The sequence below is a fragment of the Capnocytophaga sp. oral taxon 329 str. F0087 genome, assembly GCF_000213295.2.
Taxonomy (GTDB): domain Bacteria; phylum Bacteroidota; class Bacteroidia; order Flavobacteriales; family Flavobacteriaceae; genus Capnocytophaga; species Capnocytophaga leadbetteri_A.
The window spans coordinates 4054-23563 of record NZ_KN390000.1 but is presented as its reverse complement, the minus strand read 5'-3'; the positions used below and the strand labels follow the sequence as shown (position 1 = coordinate 23563).

19 protein-coding genes are annotated in these 19510 nt (G+C 39.6%); 18 read left to right on the top strand and 1 reads right to left on the bottom strand.

Annotated features, from left to right (window positions below):
• Positions 1-200 precede the first annotated feature (200 nt).
• From metK to nqrF, 15 genes are all read left to right on the top strand, one after another.
• The gene (gene metK, locus HMPREF9074_RS05400) at positions 201-1451 is read left to right on the top strand and encodes a methionine adenosyltransferase (protein ID WP_009391330.1); all 1251 of its coding nucleotides are present in this window, start codon (positions 201-203) and stop codon (positions 1449-1451) included.
• 254 nt (positions 1452-1705) lie between these two features.
• The gene (gene clpB / locus HMPREF9074_RS05395; RefSeq protein ID WP_009391328.1) at positions 1706-4291 is read left to right on the top strand and encodes an ATP-dependent chaperone ClpB; all 2586 of its coding nucleotides are present in this window, start codon (positions 1706-1708) and stop codon (positions 4289-4291) included.
• 161 nt (positions 4292-4452) lie between these two features.
• Positions 4453-6351, top strand: a complete 1899-nt coding sequence (gene dnaK, locus HMPREF9074_RS05390) for a molecular chaperone DnaK (protein WP_009391326.1) — start codon at positions 4453-4455, stop codon at positions 6349-6351.
• Positions 6352-6562: 211 nt separating this feature from the next.
• Complete coding sequence (gene rpmB, locus HMPREF9074_RS05385; protein WP_009391324.1) at positions 6563-6799, top strand: 50S ribosomal protein L28; 237 nt, start codon at positions 6563-6565, stop codon at positions 6797-6799.
• 20 nt (positions 6800-6819) lie between these two features.
• Positions 6820-7002 carry a 50S ribosomal protein L33 gene (rpmG, locus tag HMPREF9074_RS05380; RefSeq protein WP_009391322.1) on the top strand — a complete coding sequence of 61 codons (183 nt, stop codon included), beginning with the start codon at positions 6820-6822 and terminating at the stop codon, positions 7000-7002.
• Positions 7003-7012: 10 nt separating this feature from the next.
• Positions 7013-7165 (top strand): DUF4295 domain-containing protein, encoded by a 153-nt coding sequence (locus HMPREF9074_RS11860; RefSeq protein WP_002680984.1) that lies wholly within the window; start codon positions 7013-7015, stop codon positions 7163-7165.
• A gap of 111 nt (positions 7166-7276) precedes the next feature.
• Positions 7277-8239, top strand: coding sequence for a signal recognition particle-docking protein FtsY (ftsY, locus tag HMPREF9074_RS05375; protein WP_009391321.1), 963 nt, complete (start codon positions 7277-7279; stop codon positions 8237-8239).
• Between the two features lie 190 nt (positions 8240-8429).
• Positions 8430-9785 carry a Na(+)-translocating NADH-quinone reductase subunit A gene (locus tag HMPREF9074_RS05370; RefSeq protein ID WP_009391320.1) on the top strand — a complete coding sequence of 452 codons (1356 nt, stop codon included), beginning with the start codon at positions 8430-8432 and terminating at the stop codon, positions 9783-9785.
• A gap of 29 nt (positions 9786-9814) precedes the next feature.
• The gene (locus HMPREF9074_RS05365; RefSeq protein ID WP_009391319.1) at positions 9815-10687 is read left to right on the top strand and encodes a hypothetical protein; all 873 of its coding nucleotides are present in this window, start codon (positions 9815-9817) and stop codon (positions 10685-10687) included.
• 6 nt (positions 10688-10693) lie between these two features.
• Positions 10694-11200: a DinB family protein gene (locus HMPREF9074_RS05360; protein ID WP_009391316.1), complete on the top strand. Its 507-nt coding sequence runs from the start codon at positions 10694-10696 to the stop codon at positions 11198-11200.
• Positions 11201-11216: 16 nt separating this feature from the next.
• Positions 11217-12446, top strand: coding sequence for an NADH:ubiquinone reductase (Na(+)-transporting) subunit B (locus HMPREF9074_RS05355; RefSeq protein WP_009391315.1), 1230 nt, complete (start codon positions 11217-11219; stop codon positions 12444-12446).
• Positions 12447-12448: 2 nt separating this feature from the next.
• A complete protein-coding gene (locus HMPREF9074_RS05350; protein ID WP_009391314.1) occupies positions 12449-13186 on the top strand; it encodes a Na(+)-translocating NADH-quinone reductase subunit C in 738 nt (245 codons plus the stop codon).
• Between the two features lie 6 nt (positions 13187-13192).
• On the top strand, positions 13193-13840 hold the full coding sequence (locus HMPREF9074_RS05345) for an NADH:ubiquinone reductase (Na(+)-transporting) subunit D (RefSeq protein ID WP_009391312.1): 648 nt from the start codon (positions 13193-13195) through the stop codon (positions 13838-13840).
• A 20-nt stretch (positions 13841-13860) separates the two neighbouring features.
• Positions 13861-14595: an NADH:ubiquinone reductase (Na(+)-transporting) subunit E gene (gene nqrE, locus HMPREF9074_RS05340; RefSeq protein ID WP_009391310.1), complete on the top strand. Its 735-nt coding sequence runs from the start codon at positions 13861-13863 to the stop codon at positions 14593-14595.
• On the top strand, positions 14579-15892 hold the full coding sequence (gene nqrF / locus HMPREF9074_RS05335; protein WP_009391308.1) for an NADH:ubiquinone reductase (Na(+)-transporting) subunit F: 1314 nt from the start codon (positions 14579-14581) through the stop codon (positions 15890-15892). Before nqrE ends, nqrF begins: the two co-directional genes overlap by 17 nt.
• A gap of 46 nt (positions 15893-15938) precedes the next feature.
• Here nqrF and HMPREF9074_RS05330 read toward each other — a convergent pair whose 3' ends face one another.
• Complete coding sequence (locus tag HMPREF9074_RS05330; RefSeq protein WP_009391303.1) at positions 15939-16394, bottom strand: hypothetical protein; 456 nt, start codon at positions 16392-16394, stop codon at positions 15939-15941.
• Between the two features lie 118 nt (positions 16395-16512).
• Here HMPREF9074_RS05330 and HMPREF9074_RS05325 point away from each other — a divergent pair, with 118 nt between their 5' ends.
• From HMPREF9074_RS05325 to HMPREF9074_RS12335, 3 genes are all read left to right on the top strand, one after another.
• Positions 16513-17607: a TlpA family protein disulfide reductase gene (locus HMPREF9074_RS05325; RefSeq protein ID WP_034539911.1), complete on the top strand. Its 1095-nt coding sequence runs from the start codon at positions 16513-16515 to the stop codon at positions 17605-17607.
• 97 nt (positions 17608-17704) lie between these two features.
• Positions 17705-19243 carry a sulfatase family protein gene (locus HMPREF9074_RS05320; protein WP_009391302.1) on the top strand — a complete coding sequence of 513 codons (1539 nt, stop codon included), beginning with the start codon at positions 17705-17707 and terminating at the stop codon, positions 19241-19243.
• 2 nt (positions 19244-19245) lie between these two features.
• The coding region (locus HMPREF9074_RS12335; protein WP_034539907.1) for a hypothetical protein at positions 19246-19510 on the top strand (265 nt) is incomplete at its 3' end.

Below are 19510 nucleotides of genomic sequence, written 5' to 3'. Positions count from 1 at the left end.
TTTGCTAATTATATACTTGCTAATTAGCAAATTATCATTATCTTTGCCCCGAAAATAATAACAAGAGGACAAATTTGTACTGATTGCAACCTCTTGGGGTACTCCCCAAAAAATGCTAAAACAGTAATCTTTTATTACTTCTTTTTTAGTAGTACCCCATTGATTTAGTGCTAATTATCCTCTACAAATCACATATAACAATGGGATATCTTTTTACCTCTGAGTCCGTTTCTGAAGGACACCCTGACAAAATCGCTGACCAAATTAGCGATGCTCTTATCGACAACTTCCTCGCTTTCGACCCCCACTCTAAGGTGGCTTGCGAAACCCTCGTAACCACTGGGCAGGTAATTCTTGCGGGCGAAGTAAAATCAAACACTTATATTGATGTGCAGCAAATAGCGCGCAACGTTATCAAACAAATAGGCTATACCAAAAGCGAATATATGTTTGAGGCTAACTCTTGCGGGGTGCTATCAGCCATACACGAGCAGTCACCTGACATCAACCAAGGCGTTGAGCGCGGCAAACCTGAAGAGCAAGGGGCTGGCGACCAAGGTATGATGTTTGGCTATGCGGTAAACGAAACCGATAACTATATGCCGCTTGCCTTAGACCTATCGCACGCCTTGCTAAGAGAGTTAGCCGAAATACGCCGCGAAAACCGCGAAATAACCTACTTACGCCCTGATGCTAAAAGCCAAGTAACCTTAGAATACAGCGATGATAATAAGCCAGTACGCGTAAATACTATAGTAATTTCAACCCAGCACGACGATTTTGATACGGAAAGCAAAATGCTTAAGAAAATCAAAGAGGATATAGTGAATATACTTATCCCTCGTGTGATTAAGAAATACCCTCAGTACGCGCCTTACTTCGACGAAAACATCATCTACCATATCAACCCTACAGGTATTTTCGTTATCGGGGGGCCTCACGGCGACACCGGACTAACAGGACGCAAAATAATAGTGGATACCTACGGTGGTAAAGGGGCTCACGGAGGGGGTGCTTTCTCAGGCAAAGACCCTAGCAAGGTAGACCGCAGTGCTGCCTACGCTATGCGCCACATCGCCAAAAACTTAGTAGCAGCTGGTGTTGCCGATGAAATATTGGTACAAGTCAGCTATGCCATAGGGGTAGCAGAGCCTACTGGTGTATATGTAAATACCTACGGCACTGCCAAAGTAAAGCTAACCGATGGCGAAATAGCTAAGAAGATACAAGAAATCTTCCCGCTACGTCCTTACGATATAGAGCAACGCCTCAAACTGCGCAATCCTATCTATAGCGAAACCGCTTCATACGGACATATGGGTCGTACCCCTAAGGTAGTAACTAAAGTGTTTTCATCACCTTACCACAGAACTAAAAAGATAGAGGTAGAACTCTTCACTTGGGAAAAGTTAGACTATGTGGATAAAGTAAAAGAAGCATTCTTTAACTAATAAAATAATAAATCAGAAAAGCCGTTCAGTTTTGAGCGGCTTTTTTTATTTATTAAAACACTCATCACACCACACTAGTATAGTGGCTCTACACCGAAGAATGAGCGAAGGATAAGCGAAGGATGGTCAAACAATAATCGAATGCATAACTGTCATTTTGTCATCAAAAACTGTCATTTTGTCAGTTATTAAGCATTGGCACAACTATTGCCCTACCCTATGCGAGATTGTTGAACCCTAAAAAAGAATTTAATATGAACTTCAATACATTTACTATCAAAGCGCAAGAAGCGGTACAAACCGCTCAGCAAATTGCCCAACAATATGGGCATCAGGAATTGCAATGCGAACACTTCTTTAAAGCTATCGAGCAAGTAGACGAAAACGTGTTGCCTTTCCTCTTTAAAAAATTGAACATCAACCGCGAACAGCTCAGCAAAAACTTAGAAGCTGCCTTACAGTCTTTTCCAAAAGTAACGGGGGGTAGTATGGGCATCTCTCGCGAAGCCAATACAATGCTCAACGAAGCGGCTAACATCGCTAAAAAATGGAACGACGAATACGTATCGTTAGAGCACTTGCTTTTAGCTATCTTCAAAAGTAATAGCAAAATAGCACAAGCCCTCAAAGACCAAGGCGTAAGCGAAAAAGAAATGGAGAAAGCCATTCAAGAGCTGCGCAAGGGCGAACGAGTAACTTCCGCATCGGCTGAAGATACTTACAACTCGCTTAACAAATACGCTAAAAACCTCAATCAGCTGGCTGATAGTGGCAAGCTCGACCCTGTGATTGGTCGTGATGAGGAAATACGCCGCGTGCTACAAATCCTTTCGCGTAGAACCAAAAACAACCCTATGCTAGTAGGTGAACCAGGGGTTGGTAAAACCGCTATCGCCGAAGGTTTGGCACACCGTATCGTAAAAGGCGATGTACCCGAAAACCTTAAAGACAAAGTAATCTACTCGCTCGATATGGGTGCCCTTATCGCGGGAGCCAAATACAAAGGCGAGTTTGAAGAACGACTCAAATCGGTAGTGAAAGAGGTAACCAGCTCTGATGGTAGCATCATTTTGTTTATTGACGAAATCCACACCCTTGTAGGGGCTGGTGGTGGCGAAGGTGCTATGGACGCTGCCAACATCTTAAAACCGGCTTTAGCTCGTGGTGAGCTACGTGCTATTGGGGCTACTACCCTCGATGAGTATCAAAAGTACTTCGAAAAAGATAAGGCATTAGAACGTCGTTTCCAGAAAGTAATGGTAGAAGAACCTGATACTGAAAGTGCTATTTCTATCCTTCGTGGTATCAAAGAAAAATACGAAACTCACCACAAGGTGCGCATCAAAGACGAGGCTATCATTGCAGCGGTAGAGCTTTCAGAACGCTATATCACCAATCGTTTCTTGCCCGACAAGGCCATCGACCTAATGGACGAGGCAGCTGCTAAACTGCGTATGGAAATCAACTCTAAACCTGAAGAGTTAGACGTACTCGACCGCAAGATAATGCAGCTCGAAATAGAGATCGAGGCTATCAAACGCGAAAACGATGAGGCTAAACTCAAAATACTCAACGTAGATTTGGCAAACCTAAAAGAAGAACGCAACGCTATCTATGCCAAATGGCAAGGCGAAAAGGGCGTAATTGACGAGGTACAAGCTACCAAAGAAGCTATCGAACAGTACAAACTAGAAGCGAGCAGAGCCGAACGCGAAGGCGATTACGGAAAAGTGGCTGAGTTGCGCTATGGCAAAATAAAAGAAGCTGAAGCTAAATTGGCTGCTTTGCAAGAGAACTTAGACAACAAAAGTGAAGGTAATAGCTTAGTAAAAGAAGAGGTTACGGCTGAAGATATAGCTGAGGTAGTAGCCAAATGGACAGGCATACCGGTATCGAAAATGCTACAAGGCGAACGCGAAAAGCTGTTGAAGCTCGAAAGCGAATTGCACAAACGTGTAGTAGGACAAGAGGAGGCTATAGAAGCAGTATCTGATGCCATACGCCGTAGCCGTGCAGGCTTGCAAGACCCTCGTCGCCCTATAGGTTCATTCCTTTTCTTAGGTACTACAGGGGTCGGTAAAACGGAACTTGCCAAAGCGTTGGCTGAATACCTCTTCGACGATGAAAACGCAATGACGCGTATCGATATGAGTGAATACCAAGAGAAACACGCTGTAAGCCGATTGGTAGGCGCGCCTCCAGGATATGTAGGTTACGAAGAAGGCGGTCAGCTAACCGAAGCCGTACGTCGCCGTCCGTATTCTGTTATTCTGTTAGACGAAATTGAGAAAGCACACCCTGACACTTTCAATATTCTTTTGCAGGTATTAGACGAAGGACGTTTAACTGACAATAAAGGTCGTACTGCCGACTTCAAAAATACCATTATCATTATGACCTCTAATATGGGTAGTCAGCTTATTCAAGAAGCGTTCGACAAGTACGCCAATGACACTGAGCGCGCTATTGAAACCTCTAAAAACGAAGTGCTACAACTGCTCAAACAGACAGTACGCCCTGAGTTTCTGAACCGTATAGACGATATCATAATGTTTACACCGCTCAACGCCAACAATATCCGCAGTATTGTGCGTTTGCAACTCGATGCAGTTATCAAAATGGTAGCTAAAGAAGGTATTCTTATAGATGCCACCGATGAAGCGATAGACTACTTAGCACAAAAAGGCTTTGACCCTCAATTTGGTGCCCGTCCTGTAAAACGTATCATTCAGAAGGAAGTGCTCAACCGCCTTTCTAAAGAAATACTAAGTGGCAATATCCACAAAGACAGCACCATACTCTTAGACGCTTTCGACGGAAAATTGGTATTTAGAAATTAGTCTTTTAATTAGTGATTAGTCGCTTTCTAACGACTAACGACTAATCACTAACAACTAAAAAAAATGACATTTTGTCAGTTTTTAGTGCTTTGGCACAATCATTGACTATCTACTAATGAAATTAAAAATAAATGTTGAACTAATAATAACGAACAATTAATATGAGCAAGATTATAGGTATAGACTTAGGAACCACCAACTCGTGTGTTTCTGTTATGGAAGGTAATGACCCTGTAGTAATTACCAATGCTGAAGGCAAACGCACTACTCCATCAGTAGTAGCTTTTGTAGACGGAGGCGAAATAAAAGTAGGTGACGCCGCTAAACGTCAGGCTGTTACCAACCCTCACAAAACTGTTTATTCTATCAAACGTTTTATGGGGAACAAATTCTCTGAAATAGGAAAAGAAATAGCACGCGTACCTTACAAAGTAGTGCGCGGCGACAACGATACCCCTCGTGTAGATATTGACGGACGTTTGTACACTCCTCAAGAAATCTCAGCTATGATACTTCAAAAAATGAAGAAAACCGCTGAAGACTTCTTAGGGCAACCAGTAACCAGCGCGGTTATCACCGTACCTGCTTACTTTAATGATGCACAACGTCAAGCTACTAAAGAAGCGGGCGAGATAGCAGGTCTAAAAGTAGAACGTATCATCAACGAACCTACAGCTGCTGCCTTAGCTTACGGTCTTGACAAAAACCACAACGACCACAAGATAGTAGTATTCGACTTTGGTGGTGGTACCCACGACGTGTCTATCTTAGAGCTTGGTGATGGTGTGTTTGAAGTACTTGCTACCGATGGCGATACACACCTTGGTGGTGATGACGTAGATGAAAAAATCATCAACTGGTTAGCTGAAGAGTTCCAAGCTGAAGAAGGTATTGACCTACGCAAAGACCCAATGGCACTACAACGCCTCAAAGAAGCAGCTGAAAAAGCTAAGATTGAACTTTCATCATCTACTGAAACTGAAATCAACTTGCCTTACATCACCGCTACTGCTTCAGGCCCTAAACACTTGGTGCGCAAACTCTCTCGTGCTAAGTTCGAGCAACTGATAGACGACCTAGTAAAACGCACTATCGAGCCTTGTAGAAAAGCACTACAAAACGCAGGTTTAAGCGTAGGTGATATAGACGAGGTTATCTTAGTAGGGGGTTCTACTCGTATCCCTGCTGTACAAGAAGCGGTAGAGAAATTCTTTAATAAGAAACCTAATAAGAGTGTAAACCCTGACGAGGTAGTAGCTATAGGGGCTGCTATACAAGGGGGGGTACTTACCGGTGATGTGAAAGATGTATTGCTCTTAGACGTTACCCCTCTATCATTGGGTATCGAAACTATGGGCGGCGTGATGACTAAACTCATCGATGCTAACACCACTATCCCTACTAAAAAGTCACAAGTATTCTCAACTGCTGCTGACAATCAGCCAAGTGTGGAAATACACGTACTACAAGGGGAACGTCCAATGGCTAACGACAACAAAACGATAGGTCGTTTCCACTTAGACAACATCCCTCCTGCTCCACGTGGAGTACCACAAATTGAGGTAACTTTCGATATCGATGCTAACGGTATCATCAACGTATCAGCTACCGACAAAGGTACTGGCAAATCGCACAACATACGTATAGAAGCCTCATCAGGACTTTCTAAAGAAGACATCGAAAAGATGAAACGCGAAGCTGAAGCTAATGCTGAAGCCGACAAGAAAGCCAAAGAGAGAGCTGATAAGCTAAACGAAGCTGACGCGATGATTTTCCAAACTGAAAAGCAATTGAAAGAGTTTGGCGATAAGCTACCTGCTGACAAGAAAGGGGCTATAGAAGGCGCGCTAAGCGAGTTAAAAACAGCTTATGACAGCAAAGACCTTGGCAACATAGAAGCAGCGTTAAACAAAATCAACACTGTTTGGCAACAAGCTTCAGAAGACCTCTACAAAGCACAACAAGGCGGTGCTACCGGACAACCTAACGCTGGCGGACAACAACAGCAAGGCGGTAATACCGACAATGTACAAGACGTAGATTTTGAAGAAGTAAAATAGTCCGTAGCACGGACAAGCAGATAACAAAAACACCCTCAGTAAATGGGGGTGTTTTTTTGTATATGATGAAAGCAAAATATTTTTTCGGTTAAAACAACTGCTAAAAAATCACACATTCGAACTAAAAAATCAAAAAAAGTTTTGGTATTAAAAAAAATAGTTGTACCTTTGCGCCCTGAATATAAATAACATATTAATAAATAGAGAAAAAATGGCAAGAGTTTGTGACTTAACAGGCAAAAAAGCATTGGTGGGCAACAACGTGTCGCACGCAATGAACAAAACGAAACGTAAATTTAATGTAAACCTCCGTACCAAACGCTTCTTCATTCCTGAAGAAAACCGTTGGATTACCCTAAAAGTATCGGCAGCTGCTATCAAAACTATCGACAAAAAAGGTATCTACGAAGTGCTTAAAGAGGTAGAACGTAACGGATATATTAACTAAATTTTAAAAACAATAGTAAAATGGCTAAAAAAGGAAATAGAATTCAGGTTATATTGGAGTGCACCGAGCACAAAGAATCTGGCTTACCAGGAACTTCTCGTTACATCACTACCAAAAACAAAAAAAATACTCCAGATAGATTAGAACTTAAAAAGTTTAACCCTATCCTAAAGAAAATAACTGTTCATAAAGAAATTAAATAATTAAAACGTTATGGCAAAGAAAACAGTAGCAACACTACAAGGTAAATCAAAAAAGCTTACTAAAGCTATCAAAATGGTGAAATCACCTAAAACAGGTGCCTATACTTTCGTAGAAAGCGTTATGGCTCCTGAGCTCGTTGATGAATTTTTGAAGAAGAAATAATTAAATTTTCTCTATTTTTATCATATCTGAAAAGCTGTCGTGAGACAGCTTTTTTGCATATATAAACCTTTTTTATTACCTTTGCCCGAGTTTTTAGATTATAGTATAGTTATGGCATTTGAGTTTTTAAAAAATATCTTTTCTAAAGAGAAGAAAGAGACCCTAAACAAGGGCTTAGAAAAATCGAAAAATAGCTTTTTCGACCGTCTTGGCAAGGCTATTATTGGAAAATCAAAAGTAGATGAGGAGGTGCTCGATGACCTTGAAGAGGTACTCATCGCCAGCGATGTAGGGGTTAATACTACCCTAAAAATTATTGAACGTATAGAAGCACGTGTGGCTAAAGACAAGTATTTAGGCACTTCTGAACTTAATAAAATCTTACGCGAAGAGATTGGTAGTCTACTGTCAGAAACGCACACTGGCGAGGCTACCGACTTTTCTCTCCCTGCAGACAAAAAGCCATACGTAATGATGGTAGTAGGCGTAAATGGAGCTGGAAAAACAACTACTATAGGCAAACTAGCTAGTCAGTTTACTAAAAAAGGACTAAAAGTAGTCTTAGGGGCTGCCGATACTTTCCGCGCAGCAGCAATAGACCAGTTGCAAGTATGGGCTGATCGTACGGGAGTACCGATGATTAAGCAGCAGCTGGGTAGCGACCCTGCCTCAGTAGCCTACGATACTCTTACTTCTGCTGTAAAACAAGGGGCTGATGTAGTAATCATAGATACAGCAGGACGCTTGCACAACAAGATAAACCTGATGAATGAGCTGAGCAAAATAAAGCGCGTAATGCAAAAAGTAATAGCTGATGCTCCTCACGAAGTGCTATTAGTATTAGACGGCTCTACAGGACAAAACGCTTTTGAACAAGCTAAAGAGTTTACCAAAGCGACTGAAGTAACCGCCTTAGCCGTTACCAAGTTAGACGGCACTGCCAAAGGCGGCGTAGTAATAGGCATTTCAGACCAGTTCCAAATTCCGGTAAAATACATAGGGGTAGGCGAAGGAATTGATGATTTGCAAATATTCAACAAATATGAGTTTGTAGACTCATTCTTCCAGCAATAAATACTATTTTTAAGAGATAAAAAGAATCACTTTAGGTTATTTTAATTGAAAATATTAACTTTTCAAGAAGCCATAAATATCTGAAGTGATTCTTTTTTTATAAAATAAAATCACTACATTATTTTATATCCAAAAAATATTCGTATATTTGTCGCCAAATTTAACAAAACTAACTAATATTTTTTTAGATATGTCAAACGACATCCGCATTCGAAAAGGGTTAGACATACTGTTGGAAGGGAAAGCTGATAAGACTACTAAGCAGCTCCCTCTTTCGGCATTGTATGCTGTTAAACCCAGTGATTTTCACAGAGTTATCCCCAAACTTTTACTACGTGAGGGGAATGAAGTGAAGGCAGGTGAAGCATTGTTCTTTTCTAAGAGTGATGAGCGTATCTTGTTCCCCTCTCCTGTAAGTGGTACTATCAAGGAGATTATACGTGGCGAAAGACGTAAGGTCTTAGAAATACGTATAGCACCCAGCGAGGAACAATCGTTTAAGAGCTATGGTGAAAAGGATGTGAACGAAATGGAGGGCGAAGACATTAAGGCACACCTACTTAGCAGTGGTTGTTGGCCTTTTATCAAACAGCGCCCTTATGACGTGATTGCCAATCCTGACACTACTCCAAAAGCAATATTCGTGTCGGCTTGCAAAACCAACCCGCTTGCCCCAGACTACGACTATGTGCTAAAAGACAAAGAAAATGAGCTACAAACAGCTCTTACTGCCCTTTCTAAGCTAACCCCTGGTAAGGTGCACGTATCAGTGTTTAAAGACAGTTCTCTTTCTCCTTTCCGTAACCTCAAAAACATTGTTCTTCACAATGTTTCAGGACCTCACCCTGCTGGTAACGTCAGCACCCAAATAGCACGCATTAGCCCTATCAACAAGGGTGAAGTGGTATGGGTGGTTACTCCTCAGGACTTGGTAGTTATCGGTGAACTTTTCCTTACTGGTAAACTCAACCTTACACGCACTGTAGCACTTACAGGTTCTCGTATTGAAAACCCTCACTACGTAACCGCTATTGCAGGAGCTCAAATTAGCAGCGTGGTAGGTAACCAAGTAAAAGAAGTTGCTAACACTCGTATTATCAGTGGTGATGTACTTACTGGCACTAAGGTAGGTGAGAACGATTTCTTAGGTTTTTATGACGACCAAATCACAGCTATCCCTGAAGGAAATGATTATGATTTATTCGGTTGGGCAAAACCTATAAGCAACAAAGTATCTCTTACTCGTTCGCTTACTTTCTCGTGGTTGAATCCTAAGAAAAAGTACGACCTTAACACCAATACCAATGGCGAACACCGTGCTTTTGTGGTAACAGGTATGTACGAAGAAGTTTTCCCATTAGACATCTATCCTATGCAACTACTTAAAGCTTGCCTATATAAGGATTTGGACGAGTTGGAAAACCTTGGTGCTTATGAAGTAGCTCCAGAGGACTTTGCGCTTACTGAATTTGTATGTGTGTCTAAACAGCCACATCAGCAAATTATCAGAGACGGACTTGATTTAATGATTCAAGAATTAGGATAATAATTCATAGACAGTAATATATCAGAAAAATGTTAAACTATTACAAGCCTTCAGGAAAATTTTCACCTATAGCTTTTGTATATCTTTTATTAGTGTGTGCTATAATAATGCCTATTCTGGGTGCTATCTATGCATATGCTACGTGGTATATACCTATTATATATGTAAACTTTCTCATTACCTTTGGTTTTGGGGTTAGTATCTCTTTTGTAGTGAGCCTTTTAGTCATCAGATTAGGAAAAGTGCGTAACTATGGGCTTTCAGTACTTTTTGCTATTATTGCCTCATTGGTAGCTTATTACAGCCAATGGGTAGTATGGGTAGACTTAGTACTAAACGCTGGAGAAGTTTACGGAAATGAACAGATGGGTATATCGGTGAGCAATGTTCAATTTGAGCAACTGCTTTACTTAGCCACTCACCCAAGTGATCTTATTGATTTGATAATGCTTATCAATGAAGAAGGTACTTGGGGTATAAAGAGTATGACTGTAAGTGGTATTTTCCTTAGTATTATTTGGTTAATTGAGTTCGGAGCTATTATGTTCTTTGGTTTTATGGCTGCAGGTCGTTCAAAAGTACCTTTTAGTGAAGTTACCGAAGAATGGTTTAAAGAAGAAGAGTTACCTGCTTTTACTTATATAGACAACCCTAATAGCTTTAAGCAAGCCGCTGAACAAGGTAATTGGGAAGCATTAGCTGAAACTTTACAGTTAGCAGATAGACAAGCAAGTCATAGCCTTTTTACGGCATATGTATCGGGCAATGATTATTATCTTTCTGTATATAATGTAAAGGCTAAAACAAATAGTAAAGGCAAAGTAGAGTTTGATACTGATGAGTTTATGAAATACTTACATATCAATAAAACTATTTATGATATGCTGAAAGCAAAAGCTTAAATTAAAATGGCAAGACCTGCAACGAAACTAGATTTAGAGTTTTTAGCTAAAGAAAATTACCAAAAGTTACTTTCTTTGATAGAAACACTACCTGAGGAACAGCGAGAAGACTCCTTCCTAGAAGGTACAATGAATAGAAATATTCGCGATGTTATAGGACACTTGTATCATTGGCATTTATTATTCCTAAATTGGTATGAGGTAGGAATGCGAGGTGAAAAACCTAAAATACCCAAAGAGGGTTATACTTTTTCTGACACTCCTAAACTCAACCGAGAAATATGGGAGCAATGTCAAAAAGTATCACTTGCTGAGATACTCTCACTTTTTGAAGCTTCTCATAATAAAGTGTTTCAACTTATACAGAAACACTCAGATGAAGAGCTTTTTACCAAAAAGAAGTATCATTGGACGGGTACGACCTCACTCGGCTCTTACTTAGTTTCATCAACGTCAAGCCATTACGATTGGGCTTTAAAACTAATTCGCAAATCAATAAAAAGAAATAATTAACTTATTCATTAAGAAAATGAGTTTAAAAAGTAAATTAAATACATTAAAAGAAAAGTATAAAGGAACGAAGATGGAGACAACTTTCAACGCGCTCCACACATTCCTCTATACGCCTAATGAGGTAACCCACGGGGGTACCCACATTAAGGCTGCTGACGACCTAAAACGAACTATGAATATGGTGGTAATGGCACTTATTCCTTGTTTGATTTTCGGTATTTTCAATGCTGGCTATCAGCACCAAGTCGCTTTCGGAACGATTGAACCTCAGGCGGGTATGGCTTTCTGCAGCGGCGATTTCTGGAATTGGGCTAACTTCAGTATTGGTATTACTAAAGTACTTCCTTTAGTGATAGTATCATACGTGGTAGGTTTGGGCATTGAGTTTATCTTTGCTACTATCCGCAAACACGAAGTAGAAGAAGGTTATTTAGTAACCGGTATGTTAGTACCTCTTATCGTACCTATTGACATTCCTCTTTGGATGCTAGCTGTAGCTGTAGCTTTTGGGGTAATTATAGGTAAAGAAGTATTCGGTGGTACAGGTATGAACATCTTGAACCCAGCACTAACTATTCGTGCGTTCTTATTCTTTGCTTACCCAACATCTATGACAGGTGATAAAGTATGGGTAGAAGGAGCCGTACAACGCGCTAAAGACATAGCTGCTGGCGCTAATTTAGATGCCGTATCAGGAGAAACAGTTTTAGGTAATTTAGCACAAGGACAAACGGGTACTTACCAAGTATCAGACCTGTTTTTTGGTTTTATACCAGGTTCAGTAGGTGAGACCTCTACCCTACTCATTATCTTAGCTGGTCTATTCCTTATTTATACCAAAATTGCTTCTTGGCGTATAATGGTAAGTATGTTTGTAGGTGCTTGGGTAATGGGTGCTATCTTCAATTGTTTAGCCCCAAGTATGGAAGGTACACAGTTTTACGCTTTGTGGAGCTTACCTGCATATGAGCACTTACTTATAGGTGGTTTGGCTTTCGGAGCTGTATTTATGGCTACCGACCCTGTAACAGCAGCACAAACCAATACAGGTAAATACATCTATGGATTCTTAGCAGGTTTTATAGCGATTGCTATCCGTTGTTTCAACCCTGCCTACCCAGAAGGTGTAATGCTTGCTATCTTATTGATGAACGTATTGGCACCTACTATCGATCACTTCGTAGTACAAGCCAATGTGTCTCGTAGAAAAAAACGTTTAAAATTATCAACTGCTAAAACCGCATAATTATGGCAATCAAGACAGAAAGTAATTCGTATACAGTGATTTTCGCCATTATAATGGTGGTAATCGTAGGTGCGTTACTCGCTGGTATCTCGTCAGCGTTAAGTAGCGATATCAGCAACAATAAAAAGTTAGAAAAGAAACAGAATATCCTCTACGCTATGGGCGTAAATCACAATGAAGGCGAGCTCGGAGGAGGTAAAGTAGAGTTTCTTTCTACTACCGATGCTGAAAAAGAGTTTCCTAACTATGTGAAAGAGCAATACCTTATCAAAGGAAATACCGCTGAAAAAGTAGAAGGTGCTAATGACCTTATCAACTTCAACGGTCATCGTGAAGGTTTACCTCTTTACGTAGGTGAAAAAGATGGAGCTACCCTCTATATAATTCCCGTAAGCGGACGTGGTTTGTGGGATGCTATTTGGGGATATATAGCAGTAGATAAAGACCTTATCGTACGTGGTGTTTTCTTCGACCACAAAGGTGAAACCGCTGGTTTAGGAGCTAACATCAAAGAACGTTTCTTTATGGACGACTTTATTGGGGAACATTTATTGGATGCGGCAGGTAACTTCCAAAGCATTCAAATTTCAAAAAGTAATGGTGACCCTGAAAATAAACGTAAAGAAGATGGGAAAATTGATGCTATTGCAGGAGCTACCCTTACTGGTAATGGAGTGCAAGGGATGATAAGCGATGGCATAGAGCCTTATATATCCTATATTAAAAGTTTAAACAAATAAGAGACTATGGGACTATCAAAAAAAGATACAAAATTAGTAACTGACCCTCTATGGGATAACAACCCCGTAACAGTACAAGTGTTAGGTATCTGTTCAGCCTTGGCAATTACAGCTCAGCTGAAAGCCGCTATCGTAATGAGCCTTTCATTTACCTTTGTGCTTGTAATGGGTAACGTAACCATTTCTTTGCTTAGAAATGTGATTCCACCAAAAATTCGTATCATCGCCCAGCTGATAGTGGCTGCTGCCTTGGTAATCGTAGTGGACTTTGTTCTGAAGGCTTATGTATACGACCTTAGCAAACAGCTATCTGTATACGTAGGGCTTATCATCACCAACTGTATTTTGATGGGGCGCTTTGAGGCATTTGCTTTGGGTAACCCTCCAGGAAAATCGTTCTTAGATGCTATTGGTAACGCAGGTGGTTACTCTATCGCCTTACTTATCGTAGCTTTCTTCCGCGAACTATTAGGTTCTGGTACTTTGCTAGGTTTCCAAATATTAGGAGACCCTATCAAGAAAACAGGAGTTTATGCCTTAGGCTACGAAAACAACGGTTTTATGTTGTTAGCTCCTATGGCTTTGGTAACCTATGGTATAGTAGTGTGGGTACAGCGCTCACGCAACAAAGCCTTAATAGAAGACAGTCATTAATCATTTAAAAAGAAAAGAAAATGTTAGAATATTTAACACTGATTTTTAAATCAATATTCGTAGAGAATATGATTTTCGCTACCTTTTTAGGTATGTGTTCGTACTTGGCTGTATCTAAAAAAGTGTCGACTGCTATAGGATTAGGAGCTGCCGTAGTATTTGTACAAACCCTAACAGTACCTATGAACTGGCTACTCAATGAGTATATACTCAAAGAAGGTGCTTTGCGCTGGTTGGGTGAAGAATATGCTAATTATGACTTGAGCTTCCTTACCTACATTTTGTTTATCGCTACTGTAGCTACAATGGTACAGTTGGTAGAGATTGTAGTAGAGAAGTTCTCACCATCATTGTATAACTCATTAGGTATCTTCTTGCCTTTGATAGCTGTAAACTGTGCTATCTTAGGAGGTTCACTCTTTATGCAATCGCGTGCTGAAGTGATTCACTCATTCGGGCTTTCAGTAGCTTACGGGGTGAGTTCAGGATTAGGTTGGGCTATCGCTATCTTGGCGTTGGCAGCTATACGCGAAAAGATACGTTATTCACACGTACCAGCTCCTTTGCGCGGCTTAGGTATCACTTTCATCACCACAGGGCTTATGGCTATTGGCTTTATGAGTTTTGGTGGTATGCTAACAGGTGGTAGCAGCAAAAAAGAAGAGCCTAAGAAAGAAACCACTATCCAACAAGAAGTTAAAACTGATAATTTAGCCAATAACACAAAAGATTTAAGCAATGATATTAGCAAGTGAAATATTAACAACTATTGCAGTAACGGTAATAGGGTTATTAGTAATAATCCTTCTGTTAGTAGCCGTTTTACTATATGTAAAGCAGAAACTAACCCCATCCGGCCCTGTAAAAATCACTATCAATAAAGATAAAGTAATAGAAGTGCCTATCGGTGGTTCATTGCTTTCTACTTTGGGTAACGAGAAGATTTTCTTGCCATCAGCTTGTGGTGGTAAAGGGTCTTGCTTGCAATGCGAATGCCACGTATACGAAGGGGGTGGCGAAGCCCTTCCTACTGAAACCCCTCACTTTACCAAAAAAGAACTTAAAGAGGGAGTACGTTTGGCATGCCAAGTGAAAGTAAAACAAGATATGCAAATAGGCGTACCTGAACAAGTATTTGGTATCAAAAAATGGGAAGCTAAGGTGGTAAGCAACTACAACGTTGCCTCTTTCATCAAAGAGTTTGTGGTAGAAATCCCTGAAGATATGGACTACAAACCAGGTGGATATATACAAATAGAAATCCCTGCTTGCGAGGTAAAATACACTGACATCGACATCACTGCACACCCTAAAGAACACCCAGGTGAGCCTGATAAGTTCAAAATGGAATGGGATAAGTTCAAACTATGGCCTTTAGTGATGAAAAACCCAGAACCTGCAGAGCGTGCTTACTCTATGGCTTCTTATCCTGCTGAAGGACGTAGAATTATGCTAAACGTACGTATCGCTACACCTCCGTTCGACAGAGCTAAAGGTGGCTGGATGGATGTAAATCCTGGAGTAGCCTCATCATACATTTTCTCTCGTAAACCAGGTGATAAGGTTACCATTTCAGGCCCTTATGGTGAGTTCTTCATCAACGAGTCTAATGCCGAGATGCTTTATGTAGGGGGAGGTGCAGGTATGGCACCTATGCGTTCGCATTTGTATCACCTCTTCAAAACCCTAAAAACCAATAGAAAAGTTACTTATTGGTACGGAGGTCGTTCAAAACGCGAATTGTTCTATGTAGAGCACTTCCGCGAATTAGAGCGCGAGTTTCCTAACTTCAAATTCTTTATCGTACTTTCTGAACCGCTACCAGAAGATAACTGGAAAGTGAAGAAAGATATCAATGACCCTGAAGGTGATGGATTCTTAGGATTTGTACACAATGCTGTAATCGAACAGTATTTGAAGAAACACGATACCCCAGAAGATATAGAACTGTACTTCTGTGGTCCTCCGATGATGAACAAAGCTGTTCAGAAAATGGGACAAGACTTTGGTATGCCTGACGAAAACATTCGTTTTGACGACTTTGGTGGTTAATCACCTTTTTCATATAAAAATCCGACTTAGTAATAGGTCGGATTTTTTATGATATAGATAAGGTTTCTTTTCGTTCTTTTATAATTGTGGGGTGGGTGATAATTTCTAAACTCATAAATTTATCTACCGAATTAATACCAATATTTAAAAGTCCTTTTCCTTCATTGATATAATAATACCATATTTTTCGTTCAGTAAAAAGGTTTTCATCAATACAGAAAGGAGTGCCTAAGGTAGATTTAACAAGATGACCATCATCTCCAAAACGAATAGGAATACACAGTGTTCGTAAAATATGATTAGCCATTTCAGTAAGTTCTTTATGTAGTAAAATATCATCAAAACTGATAGCAGAAACAATATCACTGTTTCTTTCCTTAAAGCAGATAATATAATATCCAAAACAATCAGCTATACCTCCTACACCAGCATAATCAAAAGGCATAGTTTCAACAGAAGAAATAAAATTAGTAAGACTGAAATCTTCGATGTTTATATTCATAAATGAGTTATTGTTTCCTATTAGAAGATTTTTGAGTGCAAAAATAGGAATAATTGCTAAAATTAGAGAATATTTCAAAAAATATCGTACCTTTGTCATTATTTTAAATCATAGTGTTATGAAAAAGATATTTGCAATTCTTGTATGTGCCTTAGTGTCGTGCTCCAATCCAGAAGAAGCAATAAAGGCTTATCAACAACAAAAAGACAGCATAGGTTTACAATCAGCTGAGAAACAAAATGAACTCTTAGGACAAGCTCCTATGGCTTTTAAACAAAGTATGCAGGCAATAGCCCAACAATACGGCAAAATACTAAAAAACTTGCCAGCAGATTTCGCAGCTAAAGAAGAGAAAACTAACCGCTATCAGCAGCTGGCTATAGTATCGGAATATTTGTTGAATCACCGCAAATATACCGAAGAAGAAGCTCCGGTTATCAATGAGTTGGAAGACTTGTGCGCTACAGTAGATTTAGACAATGCTACTGATTTTAACGATTATCCTGAGTATCAAACTTTAGTACACAATATTTTTAAGCTACATATCTACTCTTATAAAGTACAATATGAGTTTGATGACCCTTGGGGAAAGATTTTACCTGACTTCAAAACAATTAAATCAGAAAACATCAAGCAAGCACTAGCTCCTTTGCTCATAGAAGGGGTTTCACCTACTTCAGCAGCTACTACTAACGAAGAATTAATGGCTTTAATACCACAAATAATAAAGAACACTGAGCTTCTACAAGAACTCAACCAACATATAAACTTAGTTAATAAACTTAAATCAGGGCAACCTTTCCCGCCTTTTGAAGGAGTAGTAGATATGAATGACAAGCCCATAAGTTTTGAGCAACTAAATCTAAAAGGAAAAATGCTCTTCATCGATATTTGGGCAACTTATTGTCCTGATTGCAGAAAAGAACTCCCTGCTTTAGAAACCTTACAACAAACTTATAAAGGTAAACCCATTACTTTTGTAAGTATTTCGGTAGACCGCGATAAAGAAGCGTGGAAAACAATGGTAAAAGAGAAGAAACTAAGCGGTATTCATCTCTATGCTTCACCAGAAACAAAAGAATTATTCAAAAAACTATATGATTTGCGAAGTATTCCGCGTTATATGTTAGTAGATAAAGAAGGTAGTATCATTTCTATCAATGCTCCAATGCCAAGTAAAGATACAGCATTAGAAAGCCTCATTAACTTATAAGATAAAATTTTAGGAAATATTTTTGGTCTTTAACAAAATATTTTGTAATTTTGTTGCCGAAAAATAAGTTTATAATCATAAATAAACCAACAGCTTTATGAAAAGATTGTTACTTTTATGTGGAATATGTTGTTCTACATTTGGTTTTGCACAAAGCAAACCTAACATTGTACTCATCGTATCTGATGACCATTCTTATCAAACCATTGGGGCTTATAACAATGGGCAAACCGATGCTACCCCTGCTATTGATAAGTTAGCTAAAGAGGGAGTTACTTTCAACAAGGCATTTGTAACCAACTCTATTTGTGGCCCTAGTAGGGCTTGTATCTTAACGGGGAAATACAGCCATAAAAACGGATTTATGGATAATGAAACCTCGCATTACAACTCGTCTCAGCAGCAGTTTGTTAACCTTCTACAACAAGGTGGCTATCAGACCGCTTGGATAGGTAAATATCATTTAGGCGATGACCCTAAAGGCTTTAACTTCTTCAAAATATTGGTAGACCAAGGCAGGTATTTCAACCCCGACTTCATCATTGAAGGCAAAAAACGCGTACGCGAGCAAGGGTACGTGAGCAATATCATAGAAGACGAAGCAGAAAAATGGCTTGACAGACGGGATATGAACAAACCTTTCTGTTTAGTAGTAGGACACAAGGCTGTACACCGCACTTGGATGCCTGACCTACCTGAATTAGGAGCTTATGAGCATGTCAATTTTCCTCTACCTGATACTTTCTTTGACGATTATGCTACACGTGTACCTGCAAGTTTGCAAGAAATGGCTATTGGAAAAGATATGCGTATGGGTTATGACTTAAAAATGTTTAAAAATGAGAAAGATGTAGCACAAGACGCTAACTTCTCTCGAATGACAGCTGCTCAATTTGCTGCTTATAACGATTTTTACAATCCTATCAGAAGTGAATACTTCAAGGAAAACCTCAGCGGAAAAGAATTAGCAAAATGGAAGTTCCAACGCTATATGCGCGACTATCTTTCTACTGTAAAATCAATGGATAAGAACATAGGGCGTATGCTCGACTACCTTGAAAAGCACAATTTAAAAGATAATACTATTATCATCTACCTTTCAGACCAAGGTTTTTATATGGGTGAACACGGATGGTTCGACAAGCGTTGGATGTATGAAGAGTCTTTCCGTACTCCTATGATAGTTTCATACCCTAAACTCTTCCCTAAAGGCACTACTAACGATGATTTTGTATTAAATATCGACTTAGCTCCTACTTTCTTAGAATTAGCAGGAGTGAAAGTACCTGAAGATATACAAGGTAAATCTTTCTTGCCTTTATTTGCTAAAAAAGCAAAACCTATCCGTAATCAGTTGTTCTACCACTATTACGAAAATGGAGAGCACGCTGTATCACCACATTTTGGGGTTCGTACTGAGCGCTATAAACTTATCCGTTACTACAAACGTTGTAATACTTGGGAATTATTTGACCTTAAAAAAGACCCCAAAGAATTGCAAAATGTATACGGACAAAAAGAATATCAGAAAATCACTAAAGAATTAGAAAGCTTACTGCTAAAAGAAATTCGCGATAAGAAAGATGATCTTGCTGAAAAAGTATTCTTCAACAAAGAATTCCCAACACAAAAATAACTATGCAGCGACAGTTTTTACTCTTGTTATTTCTATGGGTATGCGGCAACGGATATGCTCAGACCTTAGATTCTATTTTTGAAAATCCGGCAGTACAAGAAATAAACCGGATGCCAATGCATGCCTCTTATTTTCCTTTTGAAGAAATAAGTAAAGCAAAAAATGGCTTGCCTTCTAATTCTACACGCTATTTAAGTTTGAATGGTGAATGGTCATTCCTTTGGAAGAACGATTATAAGCAACTTCCTAAAGATTTCTATAAGAAAG

Excerpts from the sequence above, each read along its gene's own strand:
- metK (WP_009391330.1), top strand. The coding sequence starts at position 201 with ATGGGATATCTTTTTACCTCTGAGTCCGTTTCTGAAGGACACCCTGAC.
- clpB (WP_009391328.1), top strand. The coding sequence starts at position 1,706 with ATGAACTTCAATACATTTACTATCAAAGCGCAAGAAGCGGTACAAACC.
- dnaK (WP_009391326.1), top strand. The coding sequence starts at position 4,453 with ATGAGCAAGATTATAGGTATAGACTTAGGAACCACCAACTCGTGTGTT.
- rpmB (WP_009391324.1), top strand. The coding sequence starts at position 6,563 with ATGGCAAGAGTTTGTGACTTAACAGGCAAAAAAGCATTGGTGGGCAAC.
- rpmG (WP_009391322.1), top strand. The coding sequence starts at position 6,820 with ATGGCTAAAAAAGGAAATAGAATTCAGGTTATATTGGAGTGCACCGAG.
- HMPREF9074_RS11860 (WP_002680984.1), top strand. The coding sequence starts at position 7,013 with ATGGCAAAGAAAACAGTAGCAACACTACAAGGTAAATCAAAAAAGCTT.
- ftsY (WP_009391321.1), top strand. The coding sequence starts at position 7,277 with ATGGCATTTGAGTTTTTAAAAAATATCTTTTCTAAAGAGAAGAAAGAG.
- HMPREF9074_RS05370 (WP_009391320.1), top strand. The coding sequence starts at position 8,430 with ATGTCAAACGACATCCGCATTCGAAAAGGGTTAGACATACTGTTGGAA.
- HMPREF9074_RS05365 (WP_009391319.1), top strand. The coding sequence starts at position 9,815 with ATGTTAAACTATTACAAGCCTTCAGGAAAATTTTCACCTATAGCTTTT.
- HMPREF9074_RS05360 (WP_009391316.1), top strand. The coding sequence starts at position 10,694 with ATGGCAAGACCTGCAACGAAACTAGATTTAGAGTTTTTAGCTAAAGAA.
- HMPREF9074_RS05355 (WP_009391315.1), top strand. The coding sequence starts at position 11,217 with ATGAGTTTAAAAAGTAAATTAAATACATTAAAAGAAAAGTATAAAGGA.
- HMPREF9074_RS05350 (WP_009391314.1), top strand. The coding sequence starts at position 12,449 with ATGGCAATCAAGACAGAAAGTAATTCGTATACAGTGATTTTCGCCATT.
- HMPREF9074_RS05345 (WP_009391312.1), top strand. The coding sequence starts at position 13,193 with ATGGGACTATCAAAAAAAGATACAAAATTAGTAACTGACCCTCTATGG.
- nqrE (WP_009391310.1), top strand. The coding sequence starts at position 13,861 with ATGTTAGAATATTTAACACTGATTTTTAAATCAATATTCGTAGAGAAT.
- nqrF (WP_009391308.1), top strand. The coding sequence starts at position 14,579 with ATGATATTAGCAAGTGAAATATTAACAACTATTGCAGTAACGGTAATA.
- HMPREF9074_RS05330 (WP_009391303.1), bottom strand. The coding sequence starts at position 16,394 with ATGAATATAAACATCGAAGATTTCAGTCTTACTAATTTTATTTCTTCT.
- HMPREF9074_RS05325 (WP_034539911.1), top strand. The coding sequence starts at position 16,513 with ATGAAAAAGATATTTGCAATTCTTGTATGTGCCTTAGTGTCGTGCTCC.
- HMPREF9074_RS05320 (WP_009391302.1), top strand. The coding sequence starts at position 17,705 with ATGAAAAGATTGTTACTTTTATGTGGAATATGTTGTTCTACATTTGGT.